The organism is Burkholderia sp. AU28863 (assembly GCF_002223195.1).
Lineage (GTDB): Bacteria > Pseudomonadota > Gammaproteobacteria > Burkholderiales > Burkholderiaceae > Burkholderia > Burkholderia sola.
The window spans coordinates 693,110-704,372 of sequence record NZ_NKFE01000003.1; the positions used below are offsets into that span (position 1 = coordinate 693,110).

The window sequence follows — 11,263 nt, forward strand, 5'->3', positions numbered from 1 at the left end:
AATGACTGCGTGGAATTGGTGCCCGGATACCGCGGGATGGGGCATTCCGGTGAACCGTGCACGGAATCGGGGCGTGACCGACGCCGATCGCGACGGGTGCCGGGTGCACGTACGTGGTGCGATACGTGCCGAACTGGTGCTTGCGACGAATGAGGCGGTGCGCGGCGGCGCGGACGCGCACCGATCTGGCGCGTCAGTGGCGCGCGAACAGCGTGGGCGGCCGGCGCAGCCGCAGCGCGCACGCGGACCAGTAGGCGGCGACGGTCGCCAGCCCGAGCGCGGCGAACGCGAGCGCGGCGAAGCTGGCGAGCGACTGGCCGTCGCCGTCGGCGCCGAGGATGCCTTGCGCGATGATCAGCGCGGCCGTCCAGAAACCGATCACGGCCTGCGTGAGCAGGCGCGCACAGGCGATGCGGCGCGGCCGCCCGGCTTCGGCGAGGCGGCGCGTCGACGGCGCGCGCAGGCACAGGAACAGGGTGGCCGCGAGCAGCGCGGCCAGGGCGATGAGCCAATCAACGAGGAAAGCCATGACGAGAAAAAGGGGCACGTACGAAGCGGATTGGAGCGTGCCCACTTTAAAGGCGTGGCGCGTGCGATTGAATCAGACGAATCCGAAATTGAAAGGCATTTTTAATGGCGGGTCGTCATTGGGCCTGTTCCACAGGCGGTATCATCGACACCGGTCCAACCACGAGGTCGTGCCACGCGCGGCCGGAGATTGCTGATGAACATGAAGACATCGCGGGCGCGTCGCGCGCCCGGGGCCGTGCTGGCGGCCGTGGCCGCCGGTGCGCTGCTGTTGCTCGCGGGCTGCGAGAAGTCCGGCACGCCGGCCGCGCAATCCGATACGGCCGCGAGCGCGGCCGCCGACGCCGCGAACAATGCGGCCAAGGCGCTCGACCAGGTGGCGAGCACCGTCAATCAACAGATCAACGCGGCGAAGGCCGGCATCGCGTCCGCGGCGTCGGCCGTGCCGCCGTTGTCGGCGAGCGGCCTCGCGTCGGCCGCGCAGGCGCAGATCGACGCGGCGGCGTCCGCGGTCGTCGCGCATGCGGCTTCCGAAGCGGGCGCGAAGATCGCCGAAGCCGGCAAGAAACTCCAGCAGTGGAGCCAGCAGGGCGCCGCGGGGACGAAACCCGCGAGCGGCGAATGACGCGGGCTTGCACGATCCACAAAATGTAATTATGATAGTTACACATGTCGCCGGTTGCGGGTCGGGCCGGCGTCGCCGAGTGAGTCACGAATGAATACCAGCAGCCGGTTCGCGTTTGCCGTTCACGTGCTCGCCTTGCTGTCGATGCAGGAAGGCGTGCCGCTGTCGTCCGACATCATCGCGGGCAGCGTGAATACGAATCCGGCGCTGATTCGCCGGTTGTTGTCGATGCTGGCGGCCGCAGGGCTGACCACGTCGCAGCTCGGCGCGGGCGGCGGTGCGCTGCTGGCGCGCGAGCCCGGCGAGATCACGCTGCTCGACGTGTATCGTGCGGTCGACGATGCGCAACTGTTCGCGCTGCACCGCGAGGCGCCGAATCCCGCGTGTCTCGTCGGGCGGCACATCCAGGGCGTGCTGACCGGCTATATCGGCGACGCGCAGCGCGCGATGGAGGCGTCGCTCGCCACGCGCACGCTCGTCGACGTGACGGCCGACATGCTGGATCGGGAGCAGGGCACGCAACAGGCGGCGCGCATCGGCGGGTGACCGAGGGCGGGTGCCGGACGCGGTCACCCGGCGGCAGGCAGGAAGCCGGACGGCGCGCATGCGCGGCGATCGGCGCAACGGGGGCTTCGCCCCGTTTTTTTCGGTCTTATGTGTAATTGTTTGTGTTACATATTTTCAACTCTGGAGAATCGATATGACGCAACGTTCGTTGAATATCGCGCTGTTCGGCGCCACCGGCATGATCGGCTCGCGCATCGCGGCGGAAGCCGTGCGGCGCGGCCACCGCGTCACGGCGCTGTCGCGCCATCCGCGCGCATCCGTCGACGGCATCACCGCGAAGGCGGCCGACCTGTTCGACGCGGCCAGCATCGGGGCCGCGCTGCCGGGCCATGACGTCGTCGCGAGCGCGTACGGCCCGAAGCAGGAAGATGCGGCGCAGGTCGTCGCGGCGGCGAAGGCGCTGGTCGCCGGCACGCGCCAGGCCGGTTTGAAGCGGCTCGTCGTGGTGGGCGGCGCCGGTTCGCTCGAAGTCGCGCCGGGCAAGCAGCTCGTCGACACCGAAGGTTTCCCGGACGCGTACAAGCCACACGCGCTCGCGCACCGCGATGCGCTCGACTACCTGAAGACGGTCGCCGATCTCGACTGGACCTTCTTCGCACCGGCCGCGCTGATCGCGCCGGGCGAGCGCACGGGCACGTTCCGCACGGGCGTCGGCAAGCTGATCGTGGACGCGCAAGGCAACAGCAAGATCTCGGCGGAAGACTACGCGGTCGCGTTCGTCGATGCGCTCGAGCAGGACGGCTTCGTGCGCGAGATCGCGACCGCTGCGTATTGAGCGGCATGATGGCCGGCGGCGTGCGAGCGCCGGTCCGGGCGCGACGCGCAAGCCGCGGCACGCTGCCATTTCAGGCGATTCCACCCGCGCGGGTGGCGTCGCCTGTTTCTTTGGGGCGGCGAGTGCGCGACGGATCGGTATTTACACCGGTCGACGCGCCGAGACAGTTTTCATATTGTTCCCCGTCGGGCAGGATGAATAGAATAAATTTCTATCGACGAGGGAATCGAGAAATGGACGCCATCGATCGCAAGCTGCTGGAGCTGCTGCAGGTGGATGCCACGCTGCCGATCGCGGAGCTGGCACAGCGCGTGAACCTGTCGCAGACGCCGTGCTGGAAGCGCGTGCAGCGGCTGAAGGAAACCGGCGCGATTCGCGCGCAGGTTGCGCTGTGCGATCCGCGCAAGCTCGGGGTCGGCACGACCGTGTTCGTCGCGATCCGCACGAACCAGCACACCGAGGAATGGGCGCAGCGCTTCACGCAGGCGGTGCGCGACATGCCGGAAGTCGTCGAGGTCTACCGGATGAGCGGCGAGACCGATTACCTGCTGCGCGTCGTCGTGGCCGGCATCGACGACTACGACCGCGTCTACAAGCAACTGATTCGCACGGTGCCGCTGTTCGACGTCAGTTCGTCGTTCGCGATGGAGCAGATCAAGTATTCGACCGCGCTGCCCGTGCGCGATCTGGCCGAGCCCGCCTGACGCTCACGCCGTCGCGCCCCGGTGGCGCGACGTCAGCGGCCGCGCGCCAGTGCGCGCGCGCGTTCGTCGGCGAGCGCGTCGCGGCGCACGAACTCCGTGACGAACGGGCTGGCCGGATGATGATGCAGCGCGTACGGCGTATCCCATTGCGCGAGTTCGCCGTCCTTCATCACGCCGATCCGGTCGGCGATCGCGAACGCTTCCGCCTGGTTATGCGTGACGAGGATCGCGGTGTGGCCCGTGTGCTTCAGGATGTCGCGCAGCTCGAACGCGAGCCGCTCGCGCGTATCGACGTCGAGATTCGAGAACGGCTCGTCGAGCAGCAGCAATTCCGGCGACGGCGCGAGTGCGCGTGCGAGCGCGATGCGCTGCTGCTGGCCGCCCGACAGTTCGTGCGGATAGGCATCGCCGGCGTCGGCGAGGCCGACGAGGTCGAGCATCTCCGCGACGCGCAGGCGCCGTTCGGCCTTCGGCATGCGCCGCAGGCCGAACGCGACGTTGTCGGCCGCGCTCAGGTGCGGGAACAGTGCGTAATCCTGGAACATCATGCCGATGCGCCGCCGCTCGGGCGGCACGTCGAGCGACGGCGCCGCGACCGGCGTGCCGTCCAGCACGATACGCCCCATGCGCACCGGTTCGAAGCCGGCGATCGCGCGCAGCACGGTGGTCTTGCCGCAGCCGGACGCGCCGAGGAGGCAGCCGATGTCGCCGCGCGGCAGCGCGAGGCTCAGGCCGTCGACCACGGTGCGGCGGCCGTGCGGCGTGTCGTAGGCGACGCAGAGGTCGTCGAGTTCGAGCAGGTTCACGGTGTCAGGCTCCGATCTTGTGGCGGGTGCGGGCGAGCAGGATCACGGGCACGAGCCCGGCCAGCACGATCGCGAGCGCGGCGACCGCGCCTTCTTCATAGGTGCCGCGCGCGGCTTCCGCATACAGCCAGGTCGCGAGCGTGTCGAAGTTCAACGGGCGCAGCAGCAGCGTGGCCGGCAACTCCTTCATTGCGTCGACGAACACGAGCAGCGCGCTCGTCGTGAGCGCGGGCCGCAACAGCGGCAGGTGGACGCGGCGCAGCGTGCCGCCGGCCGTCTCGCCGAGCGAGCGCGCGGCCTGCTCGAGCGACGGCGGAATGCGCGCGAGGCCGGCCTCGATGCCGCCGGTCGGGATCGCGAGAAAGCGCACGGTATAGGCGATCGCGAGCGCGGTGGCCGAGCCCATCAGCAGCAGACCGTCGCGGCCGAGCGCCGCGCCGAACAGCCGGTCGGCCGCCGAGAACGGAATCAGCAGGCCGATTGCGAGCACGGTGCCCGGCACCGCGTAGCCGAGGCTCGCGATCCGCGCGCACAGCCGGGCAGGGCCCGCACGGGCGCTGTCGCGCTGCGCGCGTGCGGCCCACGCGACGACGAGCCCGCACGCGAGCGTCGCGGCGGTGGCGGCGGTCGCGATCGTCAGCGTATTCGCGAGCCCCGTCATCAGTTGCGCGGACACGCCGCCGACGAGGTGCAGCCGCTTGGCCGTTTCGACCGCGAGATACGCGGCCGGCGCGCCGAAGCCGAGCGCGACGGGCAGCCAGCCGAGCATCGCGGCGCCCAGCGCGGCCGAGCCGGTCAGGCGGCGCGGCGCGATCGGCCGCATGCGCCGGCCGTGCGCGTAGCGCTGGCGGCGGCGCCCGTAGCGTTCGAGCGCGATCATGCCGACGACGATCGCGAGCATCGCGAGTGCGATCTGCGCGGCGCCGGCGAGATCGGAGCGCGTGATCCACGTCGTATAGACGGACACGGTCAGCGTCTGCACGCCGAGGAACTCCGACGCGCCGATATCGTTCAGCGTTTCGAGCAGCGCGAGGCTCACGCCGACCGCGATCGCCGGCCGGGCGAGCGGCACGACGACGCGCCAGAACGTCGCGACGCGACCGGCGCCGAGCGTGCGCGCGGCTTCGAGCAGGCTCGCGGATTGCGTGACGAACATCGCGCGCGTGCTCAGATAGACGTACGGATACAGCACGAAGCCGAGGACGAAGATCGCGCCGGGCAGCGAGCGCAGGTCGGGCAGACGGAACTGGCGCGGGCTGTCGAAGCCGAGCAGCCAGCGGATCGCGCCCTGCACGGGGCCGATCGGATGCAGCAGGTCGAGATATGCGAACGCGACGATGTAGGTGGGAACCGCGAGCGGCAGCAGCAGCGCCCAGGTCAGGATCCGCCGGCCGGGAAAATCGTACGCGGTGACGAGCCATGCGCAGCCGGTGCCGACGATCGACACGATCGTGCCGACCCCGGCGAGCAGCAGCAGCGTATTGACGAGCGCCTGCGGCAGCACGAACTCGGCGAGATGTCGCCAGTGCGCGAGATCGGCGTCGAACGCGGCGGCCACGAGCACCGCGAGCGGCGCCGCGACCGCCGCGGCGATCGTCAGCGCCGCGAGCAGCCACAGGCTGCCCGCGGGCAGCCGCACGCGCGGTCGCGGGCCGCGCGGCTCCCGGCAGGCGCGGGCCGCAGGCGATGCGTCAGTTGTCAAAGCCGACCTTGTCGACCAGCTGGCTCGCCTGCTTGCGATGCTTCGCGATATCCGCCAGCGGCAGCGGGTCGACCTTCAGCGTGCCGAAGCTCGCGATCACCGGGTCGAGCTTCACGTTCGCGCGCACCGGATATTCGTAGTTCGCCTGCGCATACAGCGCCTGCGCTTCCGGCGACACCAGGTATTCGAGCAGCTTCACCGCATTGGCCTTGTGCGGCGCGTGCTTCGCCACCGTCGCGCCGCTGATGTTCACGTGCGTGCCGCCGCTCTTCGCATTCGCGAACGTCGGGCGCACGACCTTGATCGCGTCGCCCCATTTGCGCGCATCGCTGCCGGCTTCGGCATTCTTCATGTGGCCGACGTAGTAGGCGTTCGCGAGGCCGACGTCGCAGATGCCGCCGAGGATGTCGCGCGCGACGTCGCGGTCGCCGCCCGTCGCCTTGCGCGCGAGGTTCGCCTTCACGCCGCGCAGCCATGTCTCGGTCGCGGCCTCGCCGTCGTGCGCGATCATCGCCGCGACGAGCGCCGTGTTGTACGGATGCTGGCCCGACCGGATGCAGACCTTGCCCTTCCATTTCGGATCGGCGAGATCCTCGTAGCGGAACGCATCGACCTTCAGGTCCTTTTCGACGTACAGCACGCGGTCGCGCAGCGACAGCGCATACCAGTCGCCGTTCGTGCCGCGCAGGTTCGCGGGAATCGCGTCGTCGAGCGCCTTCGAGCGCACCGGTTGCGTGACGCCGCCGTCGACGAGGTCGAGCAGGTTGCCGACGTCGACCGTCATCAGCACGTCGGCCGGCGACTGCGCGCCCTCCGCTTTCACGCGCTCGAGCAGGCCGTCCTTCACGAACACCGTGTTGACCTTGACGCCGCTCTGCTTCGTGAACGCGTCGATGAGCGGCTGGATCAGCTTCGGCTCGCGGGTGGTGTACAGGCTCACTTCCTCGGCCGCCTGGGCAAGCGGCGCGAAGGCGGCCGCGGTCAGGGCGAGGGCGCCGGCGAGCGGCAGCAGGCGGGTGCGCGGATTCGACATGGAGACTCCGGTGCGGCAGGTGGACGAGGGAGCGTTCCGCGGCGCGCCTGCCGCCCGCGCGACCCGGAACATTACAAATTGAAAGACGCTGGATTCTAAATCGAAATGGGAATGATTAACAAACGAAAGCTTGCGGAAAGCAGGGAGAGGCCGGGCGCGGAGACCGGCGAACGAGGCGGCGCAGCGCGGGCGCAAGCGCGTAGAATGCCCGCTTCGACGAATTTGACGGAGCGGCACCGACCATGAACGATCAGCGCAAGAAGAACCCTGTCCGCAACGTGAGCATCCTGATCGTCGTGGCCGTGCTGCTCGTGATCGGGACGATCCTGTACAACGCGATTTCGCAGAAGCACGCGTACGACGAGGCCCATCCGGCCGAGGCCGCGAGCGCGGCGTCGCACTGACGCGCCGGTGCGCGGCCCGGTCGGGTCGCGCGCGGGGCATGCGAACGGAGTCGATCCGCGGTTTCCGGCGCGGCGCGCGCCGCGCGGAACCGGGACAGCAGAAGGCGCGCCGGCAGGTCGGCCGTGCGTCAACGTGACGCAGCGGCGAATGTCGGGCGGACCCGTGCGTAGAACACCGCCGCGAGCAGCGCGAGCCACGCCGCGCCGACGTAGAGCGCGACGCGCGTATCGTCGAACCAGCCGAGCATCACGATCACGAAGCCCATGAACGCGATCGTCAGCGCCGGCGCGACCGGCCACAGCGGCACCTTGAACTTCAGTGCGGCGACTTCGGCGCTCGACAGGCGCCGGCGCATCGCCACCTGCGACAGCAGGATCATCAGCCAGACCCACACGGTCGCGAACGTCGCGATCGCGGCGACCACCAGGAACACGTCCTTCGGCATCAGGTAGTTGAGCAGCACGCCGACCAGCAGCGCGCCGGCCATCACGAGCACCGTGACCCACGGCACGCCGTGCCGCGACGTCGTCATCAGCACGCGCGGCGCCTGGCCTTGCCGCGCCATCCCGAACATCATCCGGCCCGCGCCGAAGATGTCGCTGTTGATCGCCGAGATCGCCGCGCTGATCACGACGAGATTCAGGATCGTCGCGGCCGACTTCACGCCGAGCGCCGAGAAGATCTGCACGAACGGGCTGCCGTCGCTGCCGACGCCGGTCCACGGGCTGATCGACATCAGCACGACCATCGTCAGCACGTAGAACAGCAGGATCCGGGCGGGCACCGCGTTGATCGCGCGCGGAATCACGCGCTCCGGATCCTTCGCCTCGCCGGCGCTCATCCCGATCACCTCGATCCCGCCGTACGCGAAGATCACGACCGACAGCGACGCGATCAGCCCACCGACGCCGTTCGGGAAGAGGCCGCCATGGTTCCACAGGTTCGCGAACGTCGGCACGTCGGCCGAATGGCCGAAGTGCATGCCGGTCAGCAGGATCGCGACGCCGCCGCCGATCATCGCGACGATCGCGCCGACCTTGATGATCGACAGCCAGAATTCGAGCTCGCCGAACACCTTCACGTGGCATAGATTCAGGCCGCAGATGATCGCGACGACGCCGAGCACCCAGATCCATTGCGGCACGTCCGGAAACCAGAAGCCCATGTAGATGCCGAATGCGGTGATGTCGGCGATCGCGACGATCACCATTTCGAGCGTGTAGGTCCAGCCGGTGACGAAGCCCGCGAACGGGCCGAGGTACTCGGTCGCATAGTGGCCGAACGAGCCGGCGACGGGGTCGCGCACGGCCATCTCGCCGAGCGCACGCATCACCATGTAGACGGCCGCGCCGCCAAGGATGTACGCGAGGATCACGGCCGGGCCCGCGAGCTGGATCGCGGACGCCGAACCGTAGAACAGGCCCGTGCCGATCGCCGAGCCCAGCGCGAGAAAGCGGATGTGCCGCGCGCTCAGATGGCGCTGCAAGTTTTTCATCGAGTCTCCGATATCGTTATGCGACGAACCTGGCGAGCGGTGCCGGTTCGACTGCGTCAAGTTGTATATACAACTTGAATGTGAACGAATGATAACAAGCCGGACCCGGTGACCGGAATCGGGTATTCCCTGACCGGCGTGGCGAGCGGAACGGGGCGTGGGGCGGTCGCGCGCGGCAGGCGCGGGCCGCGCGGAGCGGGTGGGGTATGCTTCCGGGGGAATCGTTTTTGAACCGGAGCGCGCCGGTGGCCGGGCCGCGTCGCGCGCGGGCCGGCCTGGCGGCGCGGATGTTCGCGGTCAGGCGGGCAGGCGGATCACGCTCGCGTCCTTGCGGATCAGCTGCGACGACGCGAGCATCTGCTTGCACTGGTGCGCGAGCACCTTCAGGTCGTGCGTGAGCTCGGCGCCGACCGCATCGGATTTTTCCGCGGATACGACCATCGCATCGAGATCGCGCGTGATCTGCTTCGACGCTTCGAGCTGGTCGGCAGGCGGCGGCTCGCCGGCCTCGGCCTTTTCGAGATTGTCGAGCACGGCGGCGAGGCCGCGCTGCAGCGCGTCGTCGTGAACGAGACCGCCATCGGCCGCGCATGCGCTGCGGATCAGCGGCGCGGCAGCGGTGATCTGCGCGCCGAGCACATGCGTCTGCACGAGCAGGTCGTTCAGTTCGGGCACGAAGCGCTGGTGCGCCTTCGGCTCGATCATCATCCGCTGGAACGCCTGCCCGAGGTTCGCGAACGCGATGTGCACGTCCTTGCGGGCGAGGCGGTAGCGGTAGTCGTCGTCGAGGCTGGCCGCCGGGGACTCGATCGCGGCCGCGACGCCCGCGACGACGGCCGCGCCGTCGGCGGCCGGCACCGGCGGCGGCGACATGCCGCGCCCCGCGCGCCACACGGCCTCGAAATACTTGCGGGTGGACGTCAGCATGTCGGTGACGAGCTTGCCCATCAGCCGGTATTCCCAGTACGGGAACAGCCGGCTCGCGGCGATCGCGATCATGCAGCCGACCACCGTGTCGATCGCGCGCTCGCCGATGATCCGCATGCTGCCCGGCGCGAGCAGGTGGAACATCAGCAGCACGTACGACGACGTGAACACGACGCTCGCCGCATAGTTGAACAGCAGCAGGCTGTAGCTCATCACCATCGACCCGAACATGATCGCGATCAGCAGGTGCGTATCCTTGACCGTGTAGATCAGCGCGACGCTCGCCGCGCAGCCGATCAGCGTACCGACGATACGCGCCGCATTGCGCTGCTTGGTCAGCGAATAGCCGGGCTTCAGGATGATGATGGTGGTCATCACGATCCAGTATGCGTTCGTGAGCGGCAGCAGCCGGCCGATCCAGAAACCGACCGCGACGGCGATCGTCACGCGCAGCGCATGGCGAAAACTCGGCGAGCGCATGTTCAGGTTCGAGAAGATCAGCAGCGGCGACATGCGGCGGCGCTGCAGGAAGCGCGTGAGCGCCTTGTCGATCTTCAGTTCGGTTTGCTGCGGATCGGCATGGCCCGACAGGTTGCGGCGCATCCGGTCGATCAGGCGCGTCGCGCTCCAGATTCGCCGGAACGTCGCGAGCACGGCCGCATAGGCTTCCGCGTGGGTGGCCGCGAAGTTCTTCTTGCGCATCAGCTCGATCTCGTACTCGATCGCGCGCAGCTCGGCCTTCACGCTGATGTGCGAATGCGGCGCGCGGTTTTCGAGCACCGCGAGGCCGACCTCCTCGAGATCGGCGGCGGCCTTGCGGATCAGGTCGCGATAGAAAATGATCAGGTCCGAGCCGCCGAACGTGTTGCGCACAAGCGGGTAATCGGTGTGCGCGCCGACGAACAGCTCGTGCAGGTCGACGCTGTTGATGAACAGGTTGTACATCGTCGTGCGGCCGGGATCGAGCTTGCCGCGCCGCAGCTTCGGCAGGTTGCGCAGCACGATGTCGCGCGCGGTTTCCTGCGTTTCGACCGCGGTGATCTGCCGCGCGACGAGATTGCGGTAGCACTCGTCGAGATCGGCGTCGAGATCGTAGAACTGCGCGCGCGCGAGCAGGTAGTCGGCACAGGCGAACAGGCTTTCGGCGAGCGCCTGCTGCTCGATCCGGCGCGCCTGCCATTGCGACACGAGCGTGGCCCAGTACGTGTACCAGAGGCCGCCCGCGAGAATCCAGCCGGCGTTGACGAACGCCTCCAGCGGCGTGAATTTCTCCTCGAGCGTCATCACCATCATGAACAGCGTCGCGAAGCTGATCTGCGGCCAGCGGTTGCCGTAGACGACGATCAGCGACAGCACGAACGTGAGCGGCACGATCGTGAGCCACAGCGCGAAGATGTTCGGTGTCGCGAGGCCGGTCGCGAGCGCGGCGAGGAAGCCGATCACGCTGCACGCGAGCATTTCGTTGTGCTTGTACTTGAGCGGGCCAGGCATGTCGACGACGCACGCGCCGAGCGCGCCCGTCGAGATCGTGAAGCCGAGCTCCCGGTTGTGAAACACGATCAGGCACAACACGGCCGGCAGCGACACGCCGACCGCGATCCGCAGGCCGCCGAAAAAGTACTGGCTGTAGAAAAACTTTCTGATTTCGACCGAATAGCGCATCGATGAGCTGAATGACAGACGAAGACGCCCGGGG

11 protein-coding genes are annotated in these 11,263 nt (G+C 68.5%); 5 read left to right on the forward strand and 6 right to left on the reverse strand.

What is annotated here, in order from left to right:
- Nucleotides 1-193: 193 nt before the first annotated feature.
- Nucleotides 194-529 carry a hypothetical protein gene (locus CFB81_RS05640; protein WP_089434767.1) on the reverse strand — a complete coding sequence of 112 codons (336 nt, stop codon included), beginning with the start codon at nt 527-529 and terminating at the stop codon, nt 194-196.
- A gap of 195 nt (nt 530-724) precedes the next feature.
- Between CFB81_RS05640 and CFB81_RS05645 the strand changes: the two genes are divergently transcribed.
- The 4 genes from CFB81_RS05645 to CFB81_RS05660 all read left to right on the forward strand — a co-directional run bounded on the left by CFB81_RS05645 (nt 725) and on the right by CFB81_RS05660 (nt 3,199).
- Nucleotides 725-1,153 carry a hypothetical protein gene (locus CFB81_RS05645; protein ID WP_089434768.1) on the forward strand — a complete coding sequence of 143 codons (429 nt, stop codon included), beginning with the start codon at nt 725-727 and terminating at the stop codon, nt 1,151-1,153.
- Between the two features lie 90 nt (nt 1,154-1,243).
- Complete coding sequence (locus CFB81_RS05650; protein WP_069617040.1) at nt 1,244-1,699, forward strand: Rrf2 family transcriptional regulator; 456 nt, start codon at nt 1,244-1,246, stop codon at nt 1,697-1,699.
- Between the two features lie 154 nt (nt 1,700-1,853).
- Nucleotides 1,854-2,495, forward strand: a complete 642-nt coding sequence (locus CFB81_RS05655) for an NAD(P)-dependent oxidoreductase (RefSeq protein WP_089434769.1) — start codon at nt 1,854-1,856, stop codon at nt 2,493-2,495.
- 233 nt (nt 2,496-2,728) lie between these two features.
- Nucleotides 2,729-3,199: an Lrp/AsnC family transcriptional regulator gene (locus CFB81_RS05660; protein WP_069617042.1), complete on the forward strand. Its 471-nt coding sequence runs from the start codon at nt 2,729-2,731 to the stop codon at nt 3,197-3,199.
- A gap of 32 nt (nt 3,200-3,231) precedes the next feature.
- Here the strand turns inward: CFB81_RS05660 and CFB81_RS05665 are convergent, their stop codons facing one another.
- Genes CFB81_RS05665 through CFB81_RS05675 form a run of 3 tightly spaced genes read right to left on the reverse strand, consistent with a single transcriptional unit; the run spans nt 3,232 to nt 6,740 of the window.
- Nucleotides 3,232-4,005 carry an ABC transporter ATP-binding protein gene (locus tag CFB81_RS05665; protein WP_089434770.1) on the reverse strand — a complete coding sequence of 258 codons (774 nt, stop codon included), beginning with the start codon at nt 4,003-4,005 and terminating at the stop codon, nt 3,232-3,234.
- A 4-nt stretch (nt 4,006-4,009) separates the two neighbouring features.
- Complete coding sequence (locus tag CFB81_RS05670; RefSeq protein ID WP_089434771.1) at nt 4,010-5,707, reverse strand: iron ABC transporter permease; 1,698 nt, start codon at nt 5,705-5,707, stop codon at nt 4,010-4,012.
- Nucleotides 5,697-6,740 (reverse strand): Fe(3+) ABC transporter substrate-binding protein, encoded by a 1,044-nt coding sequence (locus tag CFB81_RS05675; protein ID WP_069617045.1) that lies wholly within the window; start codon nt 6,738-6,740, stop codon nt 5,697-5,699. The genes CFB81_RS05670 and CFB81_RS05675 overlap by 11 nt, the downstream gene beginning before the upstream one ends.
- Nucleotides 6,741-6,982: 242 nt before the next feature.
- Here CFB81_RS05675 and CFB81_RS05680 point away from each other — a divergent pair, with 242 nt between their 5' ends.
- Nucleotides 6,983-7,144 (forward strand): hypothetical protein, encoded by a 162-nt coding sequence (locus CFB81_RS05680; protein ID WP_006476417.1) that lies wholly within the window; start codon nt 6,983-6,985, stop codon nt 7,142-7,144.
- Between the two features lie 128 nt (nt 7,145-7,272).
- On the opposite strand, the gene CFB81_RS05685 is transcribed toward CFB81_RS05680, so the two are convergent.
- Both CFB81_RS05685 and CFB81_RS05690 read right to left on the reverse strand, forming a co-directional pair.
- Nucleotides 7,273-8,640 carry an amino acid permease gene (locus tag CFB81_RS05685; RefSeq protein WP_089434772.1) on the reverse strand — a complete coding sequence of 456 codons (1,368 nt, stop codon included), beginning with the start codon at nt 8,638-8,640 and terminating at the stop codon, nt 7,273-7,275.
- Nucleotides 8,641-8,937: 297 nt separating this feature from the next.
- A complete protein-coding gene (locus CFB81_RS05690) occupies nt 8,938-11,229 on the reverse strand; it encodes an FUSC family membrane protein (RefSeq protein WP_089434773.1) in 2,292 nt (763 codons plus the stop codon).
- Nucleotides 11,230-11,263 lie beyond the last annotated feature (34 nt).

Bases quoted from the DNA above. Each gene is read 5' to 3' on its own strand.
- CFB81_RS05640 (WP_089434767.1), bottom strand. From the start codon at position 529: ATGGCTTTCCTCGTTGATTGGCTCATCGCCCTGGCCGCGCTGCTCGCG.
- CFB81_RS05645 (WP_089434768.1), top strand. From the start codon at position 725: ATGAACATGAAGACATCGCGGGCGCGTCGCGCGCCCGGGGCCGTGCTG.
- CFB81_RS05650 (WP_069617040.1), top strand. From the start codon at position 1,244: ATGAATACCAGCAGCCGGTTCGCGTTTGCCGTTCACGTGCTCGCCTTG.
- CFB81_RS05655 (WP_089434769.1), top strand. From the start codon at position 1,854: ATGACGCAACGTTCGTTGAATATCGCGCTGTTCGGCGCCACCGGCATG.
- CFB81_RS05660 (WP_069617042.1), top strand. From the start codon at position 2,729: ATGGACGCCATCGATCGCAAGCTGCTGGAGCTGCTGCAGGTGGATGCC.
- CFB81_RS05675 (WP_069617045.1), bottom strand. From the start codon at position 6,740: ATGTCGAATCCGCGCACCCGCCTGCTGCCGCTCGCCGGCGCCCTCGCC.
- CFB81_RS05680 (WP_006476417.1), top strand. From the start codon at position 6,983: ATGAACGATCAGCGCAAGAAGAACCCTGTCCGCAACGTGAGCATCCTG.
- CFB81_RS05685 (WP_089434772.1), bottom strand. From the start codon at position 8,640: ATGAAAAACTTGCAGCGCCATCTGAGCGCGCGGCACATCCGCTTTCTC.
- CFB81_RS05690 (WP_089434773.1), bottom strand. From the start codon at position 11,229: ATGCGCTATTCGGTCGAAATCAGAAAGTTTTTCTACAGCCAGTACTTT.